The 16,450-nt window shown below is 42.3% G+C and carries 8 protein-coding genes; 1 reads left to right on the forward strand and 7 read right to left on the reverse strand.

Annotation, left to right across the window (positions count from 1 at the left end):
• The first annotated feature begins 64 nt into the window (after window positions 1-64).
• On the forward strand, window positions 65-1,834 hold the full coding sequence (locus tag ACYVAA_RS15215; protein WP_460543231.1) for a hypothetical protein: 1,770 nt from the start codon (window positions 65-67) through the stop codon (window positions 1,832-1,834).
• Between the two features lie 176 nt (window positions 1,835-2,010).
• Here ACYVAA_RS15215 and ACYVAA_RS15220 read toward each other — a convergent pair whose 3' ends face one another.
• The 7 genes from ACYVAA_RS15220 to ACYVAA_RS15250 all read right to left on the reverse strand — a co-directional run bounded on the left by ACYVAA_RS15220 (window position 2,011) and on the right by ACYVAA_RS15250 (window position 16,369).
• The gene (locus ACYVAA_RS15220) at window positions 2,011-3,483 is read right to left on the reverse strand and encodes a sulfatase family protein (protein WP_460543233.1); all 1,473 of its coding nucleotides are present in this window, start codon (window positions 3,481-3,483) and stop codon (window positions 2,011-2,013) included.
• Between the two features lie 54 nt (window positions 3,484-3,537).
• The gene (locus ACYVAA_RS15225) at window positions 3,538-5,271 is read right to left on the reverse strand and encodes an alpha-L-rhamnosidase-related protein (RefSeq protein ID WP_460543235.1); all 1,734 of its coding nucleotides are present in this window, start codon (window positions 5,269-5,271) and stop codon (window positions 3,538-3,540) included.
• 10 nt (window positions 5,272-5,281) lie between these two features.
• Window positions 5,282-7,987 (reverse strand): family 78 glycoside hydrolase catalytic domain, encoded by a 2,706-nt coding sequence (locus ACYVAA_RS15230; protein ID WP_460543237.1) that lies wholly within the window; start codon window positions 7,985-7,987, stop codon window positions 5,282-5,284.
• Window positions 7,988-8,005: 18 nt separating this feature from the next.
• Window positions 8,006-11,284: a glycosyl hydrolase family 2 protein gene (locus tag ACYVAA_RS15235; protein ID WP_460543239.1), complete on the reverse strand. Its 3,279-nt coding sequence runs from the start codon at window positions 11,282-11,284 to the stop codon at window positions 8,006-8,008.
• Window positions 11,285-11,557: 273 nt separating this feature from the next.
• Window positions 11,558-13,126: a sulfatase gene (locus tag ACYVAA_RS15240; RefSeq protein ID WP_460543241.1), complete on the reverse strand. Its 1,569-nt coding sequence runs from the start codon at window positions 13,124-13,126 to the stop codon at window positions 11,558-11,560.
• Between the two features lie 12 nt (window positions 13,127-13,138).
• Complete coding sequence (locus ACYVAA_RS15245) at window positions 13,139-14,851, reverse strand: sulfatase (RefSeq protein WP_460543243.1); 1,713 nt, start codon at window positions 14,849-14,851, stop codon at window positions 13,139-13,141.
• A gap of 3 nt (window positions 14,852-14,854) precedes the next feature.
• Window positions 14,855-16,369 carry a sulfatase gene (locus tag ACYVAA_RS15250; protein ID WP_460543245.1) on the reverse strand — a complete coding sequence of 505 codons (1,515 nt, stop codon included), beginning with the start codon at window positions 16,367-16,369 and terminating at the stop codon, window positions 14,855-14,857.
• Window positions 16,370-16,450 lie beyond the last annotated feature (81 nt).

Below are 16,450 nucleotides of genomic sequence, written 5' to 3' on the forward strand. Positions count from 1 at the left end.
GGATATAGGACGGAAATATACTTGTATATATTTCCGTCCTTTTTTATTGATTTATAAAACAATTATGAGGATTCATAACCTGAAACAAATAGCCGCTTTACTGTTTTTCACCGCTTTTTTTCAAAGCCATTGGAGCTGGGGCCAAGATAGGTTTATTTCGGACGATTGGGTCGCCACGGATGCATTAGGTAGAAAACTTCCATCTTATAAAGAAGTGGGAGCACTCAGAAAAGATAAATTGGTAGGGGTATTTTATTATATCTGGCATGGGGCACACAATGATAAGGTCTTCGACATCACTAAAATTTTGTCCGATCCATCCGGTGATTATGCATGGGGGCCAAAAGGGGCTTTTCACTTTTGGGCAGAACCTGAATATGGATATTACCGTTCAGAAGATCCCTGGGTAATACGCCAGGACCTTCAGATGCTCAGCAATGCCAAAGTGGATTTCATTTTTTTTGATGTAACCAATGGTTTTACTTACCTAAACACCGCCAAAAAACTGTGCGAAGTTTCGTTAGAAATGAGAAGGCAGGGAGTACCTACACCTGAAATTTGTTTTCTTTCCAATTCGAAAAGCGGAAAGGTAATGAATGAACTTTATGACGAGTTTTATGCTAAAGGTGAATTTCAAGAACTATGGTTTTATTGGGATGGAAAACCTTTGATAATGGGGAAAGAGGATGATCCGGTTTTACGTCCTGAGGTAAAGGATTTTTTTACGATAAAAAAAAGTTGGGCATGGACCAATTCCAAAGATGAGCCCAATCATTGGCAATGGTTGGATAAATATCCCCAAGCTTACGGCTGGAGTGATACTCGGAAGATTGCAGAGCAGATCACCGTGTCCACCGCTTCACACCCGCATCCCAATATCGGTAAAAGCTACCAGAATGGAGAACAGCCAAAGGTGAATGAACATTATGTTACAGAATACACAGATGAGGGCAGACAGTTTGCGGAACAATGGAATCGGGCACATTCAGTAAATCCCCAGGTCGTAATGGTGACCCAATGGAACGAATGGGTGGCACAACGGTTTGTATGGGATGAAAAAATGGATAAAAGTTACCAAGGGATGTATGCCGGTCGTCCTATTCAAATTGGCGATAGCTGGTTTGTAGATGCCTTTACCAAGGAATTTAATCGCGATATAGCTCCAATGAAAGGTGGGTATTCAGATAACTACTATTATCAATTAGTGGCTAACATTAGAAAATTTAAAGGCATGGAAAAGCCTCAGCCCTATAATTCAGGAAAAGTGAAAGTAGATGGTCATTTTGATGATTGGGAGGAGGTTTTTCCTGTATTTTATGATCCAGAAGGAGATGTTGTTCATCGTGATTTTTCAGGTTATGATCCAACAATGAAATACACCAATTATTCTGGAAGAAATGATATCATTGAATCCAAAGTGAGTGATGATAAGGAAACAGTCTACTTTTTTGTAAAGACAGCAAATTCTTTGAGTAGACCCTCTGATGAAAATTGGATGCTTTTATTTATTGATGTGGACCAGGATAAATCCACAGGATGGGAAGGATATGATTTTCTAATCAATCACGGAAAGGTGGAGGGGACCCATAGCACCTTAAAAAAATGGAACGGAAATACTTGGGAATTCATGGAGCACCTACCTATTGGTACTAATTCAAACAGTTTGGAGTTAGCAGTGTCCAGAAAGGCCTTGGGTATCAGTGGAAAGAAACTTGCCTTTCATTTTCATTGGTTGGATAATCCCCAACACTTAAATGATATGACGGCTTTCTTTTTGGATGGAGACGCTGCACCGGACAGGAGATTTAATTATTCATATTCTCCCCCTGATTGATAGCGGAATATAATACTTCCATTCATTCATGAATGGGAAGAATTAATGCTTGAACCGAAAAAAATCCCCAACCGCATATGATTGGGGATTTTTTAGGTTTTTTGTACCAACCTATCCCAAATGATTGAAATGATGAGTGAATTTTAAACCAATAGTCCCATAGGCTATCATACTTATCATCGGGTTTTAGAAGAAAGTCTAGTAGGGATATCATTTGGGTCATTATAATCATCCCCCGTTCTTTTTCGCCAATGATACAGCACTTTTCTTAATTTTTCGATTTTAGCCTGATAGGTTTTATCATTGGCCAAATTATTCAATTGGCCGGAATCGGTTGCCATATCATATAACTCCTCAGCTGGACGCCCTGATTCCAACATCAGGAGGGCATTATATTGGCTGGGAAAAAGCTCCTTCGCTCTTAATGTAGCAACATAACTCTTGTTTCCCCAAGGTTTTTCTTCTCTCAGGTCAGCGGGAAGCAGATAGGCTTTATCTGGCATAAGGTTAAGGATATAATAGTATTGGCCATCGAAGACGGCCCTGCTGGGATAGTGTTCTGCCCTTGGGGGGCCATGGGAATTGTGCTCGGCAAAGATATATTTTCTATTGGGTACCTGCTTTTTATTGCCAATTAGTAGGTCTTTTAGTGATTTTCCTTGTACGGTGGAGGGGATAGGCAGCCCTGCGAAATCAAGGATGGTGGGCATGATGTCCACATGAGAAATAAGGGCATCTGAAATGATGTTCTTCTGGATGTTTGGACCTTTCCCTATAAAGGGCACATGCATTCCAGCATAGTAGGGGGAGGCTTTCGCTCGATGATAAGGTTCTCCCTGATCGCTGGTATAAATGATTATGGTATTCTCATAGATGCCTTTTTGCTTCAATACCTCCATGATAGCACCCACACAAGCGTCAGCCAACTGAATGCACCCAAAATATTTGCTAAGATCTTCTCGTATGAGTGGAGTGTCTGGCAGGTAATCGGGAACTGCAATTTCATCCGGCTTGGTCAAGTATTGGGGGAACTTTTTCATATGGTGGTCAAAGTTCCTGTGTGGGGGACTAATATTGGCCTGAATGAAAAATGGTTGGCTGCCAGATTCTTCAATGAATTGGGTAATTACTTTTTTATACTTTTCTGGATCATGATGGACAGGGTTTCTGCTACTGTAAGGGAATTTCCAAGGCGGACTCATATGAAATTTCTGGGTGATGGCCGTATAGTAATTATGGGCTTTTAAAACCTCAGGGAGGGTCTTGATATATTCGTGTACCCCCACCTTATCTACTGTGGATGATTGCCGGCCAAATTCCGTATCGGGATCTGATAATTTGGGAGTGATGGTATTTCTCCAATGGCCGTTAGCATGGGGATACATTCCGGTCATAATGGAGCTTCTACTAGGTGAACAAGAAGCCACAGTGGCAAAGGAATTGGTGAAAAGTACGCCTTCCCGGGCCAGTCGGTCCAGATTGGGCGTATGAATGCCTTTGGTGCCTAATGCTGAAAGATGAGCCCCTTGATCATCGGTCAAAATAAAAATAATATTGGGTGATTTAGCCGATTGACTTGGCTGACCGTTGGAATGGGGAGTTAGGAGAATAAATAGAGGGAAAATAATTGATAAAAGTAAGTTTTTCATGTTAGGCTAAATTGGCAAGTGGATGGATTTATAGCAACCTCTTGCCTTATGCTTTTAATTATTGATAATGGTCAACCCTTCTGGGGCTTGGATCTGTGATGAGATGCTACCGTCACTGTTTTTGGTGTGTTTTACAAATAGCACCCCAAATTTGGTCGGATAACTGCCTTCCACCCATTCAAGGTCTCCAAGGTGGGGGGAGATCGTAACCGTATTCCCTGAATCCGTTATGGTAATACCTAATACGTGTTCTGAAAGCCATGCCGTGGGGCCTGAAGCCCAGCCATGGCAGAGGGAATGCCTGTAACCAACATAACAGTAATCGCCGTATGCTCCGTGAACATCCACTTTTCCAGCTTTAGGCAGCTCATCTATTCTTCCTGCATTTTTGGCCCATTCCAGGTTAAAATCTTCCCAGAAGGTGGTGGCCCCTAGGTCCAACATTCCTCCCCAATAATCTCGGATCACATCCATCGCCCCCGTATAGTCACCGGCCATAGCCCTTGCCTGTAGAACGTAATAACCATAAAAGGTGGAAACCCCTGAATTGGGATCCTTGGATAACCACTTATTGTTTACTTTTTCGGCATCCATTAAACCGGATATGGCCAATAATGCTGCCGCAGATTTATTTCCATTCGGATCAGGGACATGCTTTTTCAGTTTTTCAATGGTCTTTTTATAACCTTTAATATGTTCAGGGTGTCCAAGGAGATTGGCCAGATCTATTCCGGTTCTGAAAACCATGACCATTAGACTTTGGAGCCCTGCATGTACCGCTTCTTTGTTGGGACTGGTTGGCCAATCTAAGAAACGCCCCTCCAATGTTTCCATTCCATTTTCATCAATGTTTTGTTCCAATAATTCCAGCAACTCGAAGATGTAGTTTTCATGCTTTTTCAAATAAGTCAGCTCTCCGTAGGCTTTGTACCATTCATGTTGTATCAATATCCACCAAATGGAGTAGGAGCTGATTCCGTTCATCCAAGAAGGTAAATCAGTGATGCCCTGGATCAGATCGAGGCTTTTTGGTACCACTTCATTGGCACCAAAAACAGCCTTAATGGTCATTACTTCCGGATGCATATCACCTACCCAGACCAAGCGGTCTCTTTTAATGCCATCCCATAAATAATCCTGCATATTCAGGTGAACAGTGTAGGCACCGGTTTCCCAAATTTTGTTCAGGCGGTCATCATTAGATTTAAAGCTTCCAAGGTAGGGAATGTCCCGATAGATGGAAATGGCATTTACCTCTTTAAGTTGGAGAGTCCTGTCCTTGTCCAATAATTCAACCCTGGCAAACCTAAAGCCGCTGTTGCCGATTTCTGTTTTGCCCAACCAAGGAACCTGAACGGTTGTTTGACGGATGGCGTGTTCATTGGTAGCAGAGGATCCCACTACATCAGACATGGCTTCAGAAACTGATTCCCCCAAGGTGATTTTTAGTGTAATAGGGGTTTTGCCCTCAAACATACCGGTGACAATTTGAAGTCCACCATGTAATTCTTTTCCAAAGTCAAGTAGGAAGGCGGGATTGAGGTCTTGATTTCCTTGTAGGGTACAGGTGTTTTTGCCTACTAAATCAGCCTGACCATTCCCCGGCTGAAGAAGGCCTTCAATATTGTGTATTGTACTGTCACTGGATACCCATAAGATTTTTTGTGGTGTAACATATTCACGCACACGGTTATCTTTAAAGCTATGGGAAGCCTGAGTATCTTGTCCCATGACCTGACTACCCAATAAAATCAATAAAAAGGATACAATGTATTTTAAAATAGACATGAGTTTTATGCTAATTTGTAGTGCTTGATGCGATAATTTGATAAGTGCCGGCTTCATAATTACCGATAAAGACAAAGTTATCCTTAGTATTTTTAAATGAACCTACCTGATTGCCATTGAGGGTGATGTGTTGCTCACTCGAATGAACGGGAACATACACGGCTCCGGTGCAATTTTGGGGTATCGTTATTTCCCATGTGAATACTCCATTTTCATTGGTCCAGCTACTTTTTACTTCTCCATGTCGAGAGACATGGCCTGTTTCAACTTGTTTTATAAATTGGGTCAGGTAGGGTTTGAAAATGATTTTTTCAAAGCCAGGAGCGTCTGGACTTGGGTTAATTCCTCCCAATCCGAAATAAAACCAAGCATCATAGCCCCCTTGCATGGGGTGACTGTGGGAACGGCCGTTATAAAGTGCTGTTGAATCAAGAACAGGTAAAACCTCCCAAAGGGTAGTAGCATCATATTTCTCCCACATATAGGCAAAACTCCCGTATCCCTTTTTGGTAAGAAGGCGATATACTTCTTTTTCTTGACCATTTTCACTCAATACTTTAAAAATACGACTCAAACCAAATATGCCTGTGGTCAAAAATCCGTCACCGTTTCCATGGATATCTTTTACGATAGATGCCGCTACTGATTTTTTCAAATGCTCAGGGACAATACCAATATCCAGGGCAAGGGCATTGGCAGTTTGGCTTCCATAAGTGCTTTGATCCAAATCAAGAAACGCTTCATTAAACCGAATAATTAATTCTTCTAACTGTTTTCTGTATTTAAACACATCTTGTTTTTTCCCCAGCACATTGGCTGCCTCTATCATTAGTTTGACATCCAATATATGAAAAGCACTGGAACTGATCGGAACGGGGCATTCAATTCCTCCGTTTCCAGAAGGAGGGCACCAATCACCCAAACCATGCGTGATTATACCATTTACATTTTTCTCATGGACATAATCGGTCCAGTTTTTCATGTCTGGATAAAAAGTCTCCAAAATTTCTTTTTGTCCGTAATACAAATAGAGATACCACGGGATTTGTACCTGGGCCGTTCCCCAATCTGGTGAAGCGGTCCCGCTGGTTCTTCTTCCGGGTACGATCATCGTAGGAATACCAACTGGTTTCATGATGATACTTCGGTCATGAAAACTTTCTCCAAAGTAAAGTTCTCTTTGAACATTCCTTCCCGAGGAACGCATATCGAACATGTATTTGGTAAGGAAGAGTCTGGCATCCATATTATAGGTCAAAGCATGGATAACAGCGTGGGCATCTCCTGTCCATCCGCACTTTTCGCGATGCGGACAATCTGTCGGTATTCCCTGCATGTTTCCTTTGATGGTCCAAAGTGCCAGTTCATGAAGCTTATTAAGATTAGGCTCTGAAGAAGTAAAATGACCTGTCAGGTCCATTTTAGAATAGAGCACTTTTCCTTTTAGGATATCTAGGCCCGGCTTTTCCTTTAACCCGCTGATCTCCACATACCTGAAGCCATGGTAAGTGAACCTGGGTTGCCAATATTCGGTGCCTGAACTTTTGAAAATGTATTTACAGGTTTGCACATGTTTTGTCGCTTTGACTCCGGTAGATGTGGGATCTATATTGCCTGCACTGTCGATTTCTTCAGCAAAACGTAGGGTGATTTCCTGGCCTGGGCTTCCCTTTAGCTTTAATGAAGTCCAGCCTGTGATGTTTTGTCCCATATCTAATACGTAGACACCCTGCTGCGGCTCTGTTATATTTATTGGATTTACTACCTCCATTTCCTGAATGGCGGGAAGGTATTGTTGTAATAAATTGGATGGATGTTTATGGGCCAATAGGGCGTTTCTCCATTGTATTTCAGTGGTTTCTCCTACTTCCTTTCGGGCATCATAGTGTTCTCCTGCATAGATATTGGAAAACGTTATAGGACCAAATTTCCATTTCCAGGAGGTATCCGTCTCTATCACTTCCCTGGATCCGTCTGTATACTGTAAAACTAGTTGGGCTATGAACACGGGATGGCCATATATCATGGATTTTCCCCAAACGACATTTTGGTTATACCAGCCGTTACCGAGCATGATTTGCAGGATGTTTTGATCCTTCAGCTGCATCGGGTCCAGATCAAAAGCCGTATAGAAAGTATAATCTTCGTAATTCGTTTGGGCAGGATCCAAAACATGCTTTCCGATTTTTTGCCCATTGATAGAGGCTTCGTAAAAACCTGGAGCAGCAATGTACAGCCTGGCATTTGCCAAGGTTCTTGATCTATCTTGTTTAAATGTTTTTTGAAATACAGGCAAAGCAGAATCTGGGTGATAGTCATAACTTATCCAGGTCCCATTCCAATCTTCTGGATAGTCCAATGGAGCATAAAAGGAATTAGCATAGGTATCCAGTACAATTTCTTTTTCATCCCAAGTACTTACTTTTACGGTGTATTGTTCTCCTGAAGTTAAGTCTGGGCCTGCATACATGATATCCGTATGGTGGGTAGATTTTTCTTTTTTACCTTTCCATATTGTTTTTCCTTCTTTTTGGATAAGGATTTGAAAATAGGCTTGGTTGGATCCAGGCCAGCTGAATCTTGGGAGCTGATCTATATTGGAAATGAAATCAACTTGAACAGATTTATCTTCCTCCACCGATGAGCTGGTACCTTTGCATGCAATACCACTCCCCAGCAGGACTAAAATCCCCAATATTTGGATGAATACTTTCAATTTAATTGGCCTTTAGGGTTAATCAATTTCGTTAATTGTCACGGGGCCCAACAAACCAGAGGAATGAGGATTTTCATTTGCTTTGGCGTCATTTACGGAAGTCCACGTGTAGCGTTGGCTTTCTGGCAATTGGAGATCTCGGATAATTCGGTTTCTCCACAGATTGGCGACCTTTATTTCGAGAATATTTTCTCCCTTTTTCAGTGCATCCGTAATGTCCAAAACATGAGGCTTTATCCAAGTTGTGCCCACTTCCTGGCCATTGAGGCTTACCGTGGCCATGACACTGACCTTGCCAAGATCGATTTGATAATGGATGTCGTTTTTAAGCTCGGATAGAGTAAATGTGGTTTTATAATCTGCCGTACCTGAATAATATTTGACCGAATCATTTTCAAAATCAGTCCAATCCATCAATTGTTCAACCTTTACAGGTTTTTGGAGACCGATGTCCTTGTTGTTAAATGCTAAGGTCCATTCGGAATCAATGGTCTTTACCACCTGGCTTTTTGGAAAATTCTCTTTATAGTTGTAGGAGGAATTTTGCTCTTCCTCAGTGAATACAACAAACCAGCTTTCTAAAGCTTCAAACTGCAGAGGAACTTCTATTCCCTCTTCGGTTTCTTTAAACTCGGGTAATTTTCTGATCTCGCCGGTCACCGCATTCCATAGTTCCGGAAGCTTGTTTTTCACCTTGAATGTCACCTTGGTTGCAACTTTGTCCTCACTTTGGTTGGTAAGGAAATAGATGTCCAAATTAGGGGCTTGTCTGTGTGTCCAAAGCACAGGGGCATCCTCTGGCAAAATGACATCTTTGTGTATGTCCAAGTGATCTAAGGCCTTTAGTAAAGAAATATTATCCATCACAAAACCCTGTCCCACTGATCTTATCAACTCTTGGTCATAATAACCTTCACTACCCCATAATTTGTCAGCAGAACTTTTGACCGCATTGTCTGATTCGGGATAATTTTGAAGACTGGGAGATTGGATTGGTTTGGGGCCATAAATGGCAAGGCCATCGTGGACCATCTGTTCTAATTTAGTAATCAATTCCGGTGTCATGGTTTGGATTGGTGGAAGCACCAGCAGACCATAACTCATGCCATCAGGTAAAGTTAACCTACCGTCCACGACTTGTACTCTTTCCAAGAGTACTTCAGCATTGATATAGTCATAAGAATATCCCTTTGGTAATTCCGGTTGCCTAATGCCGGTCATCACAGGAGCGTCTTCCCCTATGAAATAGGCCACATCAGCCGCATACTTACCTTTGGTAAGCATATGTTGACTCCTTCTGATGTAATCCATCCAGGATTTTGATTGCTCAAACCAGGTATTATGCCGGTTAAATTCGGTACTGAACCAAGCGTTTACCCCCGGTTTTCTGTTATCATCAGGTTGTTGTATGTAGAGATGCAGAACAAAATGATTGATGCCTTCGGTAAAACTCCAATCACCTCGTTTTTTAAGTAATGCGGGATGTCTCAAATAAGAGCTGTGGGCCGCGGTAAATGCCTCGGCTGAGGTAACTGGTTTTCCATAGATATGGGCAGCGGAAGAAGATGCCTTGCATTCAATATTTCCCAAAGCCCCTTCGTTCCAAAATTCACCGCTGACTAAATTGGACTGTCCTCCATACATCAGGAATTCGGAGGGAAAACCCCAATGTCCATAATTTTCCAACCATAACTTCAGGCCATTTTCATTGCTGATTTTTCTCAATCCACCTACATATTCATAGGCCACCTGATCCGCTACAAGCCTTCTCATATCCCATAGAAATCTCTCAGAATGCTGGACACTATTGATTATTTTACCAGAATAAACTGGAAGAAAAGGAACCGGGTCATAACCATACTTTTCTTGGAACTCACGCGCAAAATCATCAGTCCAGTTTTGTGAGCCCATTTCATAGCTATCGGCAATCACGTATTTAAAGGCAGATTTACTGTCTTCGGGCAATCTTTCAAGCAATTCCCCTACAAATTGTTCGAAATGAAAGCGGATGAGTTCCTCACTCATTTTATCGATTTCATAACCCCTTCCTTGCGGTGCGGATGGTGCATTTTTGGTGCCTGTGGGAGCCATTCCAAAACGATATACCGTCCATTCTCCTTCAGGGGCATCCCAATTCAATGTTCCGTTGCCATTCATTTTACTGCTTAGGTTGAGAACTTCATCGGCTTGCATTAAGGAATTTTGGGCCACTTCACCTTGGTTCGATACCCATTGGTAGCTTGACCAGTCAGGGGTGGGAGTAGGGTGCATTTTTGCCATTTGTTTTTCCACATAGTGGTCCAGAGTAGCTTCCTCAGATATAACAATTTCTGAAAACCCCGCCTCTTTAGCTCCTTTAAAATTGGTGCAGGTAAGAAGAAATTCATCGGTTACCGGCCCGTTGATGGATAGAGCAACCTGCCCTTGGTTTGCCGCTCCTACATTGATGTTCATATTGCTGCGATCAAAAGTGAACCGGCGGATTAACCGGTATTCATTGTCAACTTTCCCTTCCAATTGGCAGTCACATTTTATGGGTTTATCCCCAGGAGTAAGGGATAGGCTTTTTGCCTGTATGGGTCGAGCGGTCTTGACCCTTATTTGGTAGCTGCTATTTTGGGAAAGCTCAAATGAAGGTGTTGTCGAAAGCTTTCCGTCTGACCAAAAGTGCGTGTTATTGACAGCAGGAGAAGCTGTAAATTGGGTGTTATTTGCAGAAGTAGTAAAAAGCTCCCCATTTTCTTTAACGGCAAGAACATAAGTATCCTGAAATTCCTCCGTAGGTTGGGGAAGGGAAACAACAATGTTCTTTCCTCCGGCTATGGGCGTTTGTGAGTAAACTGTATACCTCATGGCCATCTCAGGTCGGACCCATGGCCCCCCTGACTGGCTCCATCCCGGGCAATTGAATAAACCGATGTCCACACCCAGTCTTTTGCCTTCCTTTACGGTATGTACCAAAATGTCCCACCATTCTTCACTGAAAAGTGGAACAGGACCATCTACGCCATTAGGGTTGATGTTGCCGATGAGCGCAGCACCAATACCCACTTTTTTCATGGCTTCCAAATCCTTGGTTACCCCTTCTTTTGAAATGTCATCATTGATCCAATACCAGTAGCACCAAGGTTTAACGCTATCGGGGGGAGTAAGGAAACCTTCAGCTAGACTGTTATAATCGATTTCTTCTGTCTTCAGTTTCTTAGAAATGGTCTGACAGGCTAGGTTCAGCCACAAAAGCAAACCAAAGGATAAAAAGTATTGGAAGTATTTTCTAGATAAAATATCCAGTTTCATAAACGAATTTTTTTAATGGGCCTATTGATAAATTGGTGTTTTTGGGTATTACAACTGTAAATGTATTAGTACTAAATTAACAGGTTTGATTTCTTTAAATTATCCTGTCTTGTACCGCCTCAAATTACGCACGGTATTTTAAAATGATAAGTGGTGGTTTGAAAGGGGAATAATTAGGCTTTAATGTATTTGATGTTATACGAAGCATAGAAAAAACCGAAACTGTCCAATAAAGCAAAGGAGAGTTTCGGTTTCAATTTATAATGTTCAGTATTATCTGCTCTCTTGATTTTTGATGGCTTCAGAATTATGTAAGCCTTTGGGAGGTATACCGATATCCTGAGGACGGTATTTTAAAGGATCAAAATCTGGATTGGGTGCAGGAGTGATGGCCTCAGCATCTCGCAAATGATTTTCTATCATCTGGTCTAACTTCTTTACTTTTTCAGGGTATAAACCTGCGAGGTTGATCGTTTCACTGATATCCCATCTAAGGTTATAAAGTAGGTAATCATGCTGGCCATTTTCACCTTCAAAGAATAGGCGGATCAGTTTCCAGTCGCCATCATGAACAGCCACTGAAGGCGGAAGCCAATCCGGAACTTTTGGCGTGTGAGGGAAATATGTAAAAATTGGTTTACTCTCTGTTTTTTCTCCTTTCAATATTGGTGTTATGTCATTTCCATCAATAGAATAATTTTTGGGCTGTTGGATCCCCAACTGATTCAAAATAGTGGGATAGAAATCGGTAGATTGGATAAGGGCATCTGTAAGGGTGCCTGGTTCTGTAAGTCCCGGCCATACTATAATGCAGGGAACCCTGATACCACCTTCATACATGCTGGCCTTCCCCCCCCTTAATGGCCTGTTGCTGGTCGGGGCATTTAGCACCTTCTCACCTGAAGGAAGTTCATCGACGATTCCATTATACATATTACCGCCATTATCACTGAAAAATATTATGGCCGTTTCGTCTGCAATGCCCAACCGCTCCACTTCATCCAGCAACCTGCCCACAGACTGATCCAAAGAGTGCACCATAGCCGCATAAGTGGGAGAGTGCTGGGGATCGCTAAGGTCCATTTTGGTCTGATAATATCTAATAAGTCCCTCTTTAGCATCAAAAGGAGCATGGACAGAGAATTGCCAGTAGTTCATGAAAAATGGTTTTCCTTTCTCCTGTTGTCTCATCCAATCAATCGCTTCATCTGTCATACGGTCCTCAATGTGCTCACCAGGATAGTTTTCTTTGAAACCTGGAAACTTCCACGGGGCCACAAAGCTTCCTGCTGGCCCTGGGCCATGCCAATGTGGAATATCTTTATCAAAACCATGCTCCAAGGGAGAGTAAGGCTCCAAGCCAAGGTGCCACTTTCCGAAGTGAGCGGTGGAATATCCAACTGATTTTATGAGCTTGCCCAAGGTGGGAAGCTCGTTATCTAACCTTGATACCGATTCTGTAATGATCGCCTTGCTTCCTGGAGCCGCATTGTTGGCCAACTGGGCTTTTAGCAAAACCTTATTAGTATGTGCAACAGGTGCCGTAATTCCGGTTCGCGCAGGTGTTTGACCGGTAAGGATACTCGCCCTGGTGGGAGAACATAATGGACTTGCGGCATATGCCCGGGTAAATGTCAGGCCTTTTGCGGCCAGTCTCTCCAGATTTGGAGTTTCATAAAAATCCGTTTTCCCGTACAAGGTGACATCACTCCATCCCAGATCATCAGCAAGAATAAATATAATATTTTTAGGTTGCTTATTTCCTTGAGCACTAACGCTAAAGAATGTAAAAAAACAACTAGCAGCTAAAGCAATGTGCCTTATTTTACTTCGTAAGTTCATTTTTGTTTTTGGTTATTTGTTAATGACTGTTCCTGTAGTTCGGTAGTGGCTAAGCAAATCCACATATTTTTCTTCTCTCACCTCATTTTTGGGATTATAAGATGGGTTGGGGCTCGGCCAATACCGAGGAGCTACATTGTTATCCAACCAACCAATTAGTTGTGCAAAAAGGAGGTTGGTAAGCTCGGTCTTCTTTTCGGACAAATTTTGTTTTTCAAAAGGGTCCTGCTCGATATTATAGAGTGAAATCCTGCCGTGCCAATCATAAATCAACTTATAATCTCCTTTTCTAATCGCAGAATGAGGGGTTAAGGGAAAACCATCTTTGGGATTATTATAGATCACATTGAAAGGGTAATGCCAATAGTGCGTAGTTTTGGTATAGGTTTTCTGCTCGTTATTATGATCACTCAGGAGAGTAAATAAACTTTCGCCGTCCAATGTTCTTTCTGTGACAATTTTCTGTGAAGGGTATCCTGCAGCGTCCAATAAAGTAGGAAAGATATCTGTACAATCTACGGGGATGTTTACCCATTTTTTTTCAGGAATATTCCCTTTCCACCTAAAAATCAACGGCACCCTAATCCCGCCCTCTGTGAGACATGCTTTTCCTCCCAAGAAAGGGCTGTTGTCTGTACCGTCACCTCTTGGGGTGACTTTGGAATCGATACCGCCATTGTCGGACATGAAAACCACCAAGGTATTATCGTCTATGTTCAGTTCATCCAACTTATTCAAGATGGCACCAACGGATTCGTCCAAGCTTTTGATCATACTGGCATAAATTGGATCGTGGTGGCCATTCCAGCCTCTGGTATCTTTTTGATCAAAATGGTTAATGATATCTTGAGGACCTTGGTAGGGGCTGTGAACGGCAAAATGAGAAAAGTAAAGAAAAAATGGTTTATCTTTTTTATTTGCTTCTCTTTCAATAAAGCTTAATGCTTGCTTGGTCAAATCATTCGTTAGGTATTCTTCTCCAGTTTCCATCCCTGAATTGCCTATTTCCAGTTGATTTTGAGGAATTGCAGTAAAGGGACCTTTGGTAGTTATATTCCACGCCTTTTTCCAGTTGTAATAAGCTGATCCTCCTGCATCATACCAGGCAAGAGGTTCAAAGCCCTGGTCGGCCGGTTGGTATCCCTCGGCGCCGAAACCTCCAACGTGCCATTTGCCAATAAAAGCAGAATGATAATCCTTTAGGGCTTCAGCAATGGATAATTCATCTTGACCATTGTCATATTCTGTGCCTGATGGCACTGCGGAATTGGATGTTCCATTAAGAACCGCTTGTTCTATATTAATATTATCGGAATGACTTAAAACGTCATGGGAATAGTACCCATTTGGTGCTTTCATGTCCTGATTGTAGTAGGTTTCCCTTGGCGGCATCGCCGTTGTAAATCCCATTCTTCCAGCATATTTACCCGTCAGTAGACTGGCACGGGTAGGGGAGCAAAGTTGGTTGGCATAGGCCTGCAAAAAAGAAACTCCTTCCTGCATCATACGATCCAAATTCGGCGTTTCATAGAACATCTCTGCGGTGTCAGTGCCCAATATTTTATGGGCATAACCTTGGGTGTCCATTATCCCAAAATCATCCGCCAAAATGAAAATGATGTTAGGTCTTTTGGCCTTTTCGCTTGTTAGACCGGCTTGGGAATTGTTGCAGCCAAAGAGATATGGTAACAACAATAGAATGCTTAGTGTTTTTATTACTTTCATAAATTATTGGGGGATGATTTCTTTAAAATAATCTGTTCCTTTGAGCATGTCCTCAGTATGGGGATGGGGCTCCCAAAGATGTTTTTTCCCCAGGTCATAATCAGGGTTGAGAATAGGCATGGCCGCTTGGACATCCTTTCTCCATTCTTGAAGGAAACTAAATAGTTTATCTCTAATGCCCTGCTTTTCAATTGAAAGGTCAGTAGTTTCCCCAATGTCTTCTTTTAGGTTAAAGAGCTTGACTTGATCTCCCTCCATAAAATGGATAAGCTTCCAATCACCCATACGGATCGCACTGGCAGGACTAGCATGGTGATATACTGGATAGTGCCAGAATAAGGTTCTTTGCTCCTTCGGCTCATTGCCATGAAAAATGCTTGTAAGGTCAATTCCATCTACCATTTGTTCCTTAGGTAAAGGAGCTCCTGCCATAGTTAGGAAAGTTGGGAAAAAGTCAATGCTGCTGACAAGGACATCTGACTTGGCCTTAGCTTTGATCTTGCCTGGCCACCTGACGATCATTGGTTCGCGGATACCTCCCTCGAATAGGGTCCCTTTCTCCGCCCTTAACGGTGCATTTGAACTGGCAATGTACTTAAGCGTGTCTTTTTCATAATAATGAAGGCTTCTTTTATCGATCAAAGGGATTTCATCAAAGCGTTTGATCAAACCTCCATTATCAGAGAAGAAGACAATAATGGTGTTTTCAGTAAGTCCTTCCTTGTCAAGTTTATCCATGATGCTTCCCACACTACGATCAAGGTGCTCAATCATGGCAGCATAAATGGCATTGGAAGGATAGTTCTTGGCTTTGGGTTTTTTGAGGTATTTATGGATCAAGGTGGAGTCCGCATCCAACTGCACATGTACATCATAATGCGCCAAAAAGAGGAAAAAAGGACGCTCCTTATTTTTTTCGATAAAGTTTATGCTCAGTTCAGTTAGGGCCTCCGAAAGGACTGTCCCTTTGGGAAATTCCTGTGCAGGATACATCTTTTCTCCAAAACTGAAAAATCCACCACCTCGGTAAACTACACTTTCATCATATCCTTGATTTTTGGGAAAGTGCTTTTCTTGTAAACCCAAATGCCATTTACCAAAGTAACCTGTACGATATCCTGCCTGCTGAAGCCCTTCCCCAATGGTAATATAGCTTAGGGGCAGGTACTGGGTTTTGTTGGCAGGTACCTTTAATTTTTCATAGGGCCGCCAATGACCGGGAAGAAAGTCGTTAATCCCAATTCGCGCAGGATATTGGCCCGTTTGGATACTGGCACGCGTTGGAGAACACACTGGATTGGCTGCATACGCATTGGTGAAAAGCATTCCCTGATCCGCTAGTTTAATAAGGTTGGGTGCTTCATTAAATTGGTTTCCGTAAATGGGAAGGTCCGACCAGCCAAGAACATCGGCTAAAATAAATTCAATATTGGGTGGTTGGTCGGTAATATATGCTTTACAGCAGAAGCTGGTAAGCGTTAAAAGTATTAATGTGCTGAGAATTTTGAAGTAAAACATGTGGGTAGATGATTAATTTGTCTAAAGCCTTCATTGCGGAGTAAAATGCTTTCTTTCTCTACTTGAAGGGGGGGGGGGGGG

The sequence above is a fragment of the Echinicola sediminis genome, assembly GCF_054777495.1.

Bases quoted from the DNA above. Each gene is read 5' to 3' on its own strand.
- ACYVAA_RS15215 (WP_460543231.1), top strand. From the start codon at position 65: ATGAGGATTCATAACCTGAAACAAATAGCCGCTTTACTGTTTTTCACC.
- ACYVAA_RS15220 (WP_460543233.1), bottom strand. From the start codon at position 3,483: ATGAAAAACTTACTTTTATCAATTATTTTCCCTCTATTTATTCTCCTA.
- ACYVAA_RS15225 (WP_460543235.1), bottom strand. From the start codon at position 5,271: ATGTCTATTTTAAAATACATTGTATCCTTTTTATTGATTTTATTGGGT.
- ACYVAA_RS15235 (WP_460543239.1), bottom strand. From the start codon at position 11,284: ATGAAACTGGATATTTTATCTAGAAAATACTTCCAATACTTTTTATCC.
- ACYVAA_RS15240 (WP_460543241.1), bottom strand. From the start codon at position 13,126: ATGAACTTACGAAGTAAAATAAGGCACATTGCTTTAGCTGCTAGTTGT.
- ACYVAA_RS15245 (WP_460543243.1), bottom strand. From the start codon at position 14,851: ATGAAAGTAATAAAAACACTAAGCATTCTATTGTTGTTACCATATCTC.
- ACYVAA_RS15250 (WP_460543245.1), bottom strand. From the start codon at position 16,369: ATGTTTTACTTCAAAATTCTCAGCACATTAATACTTTTAACGCTTACC.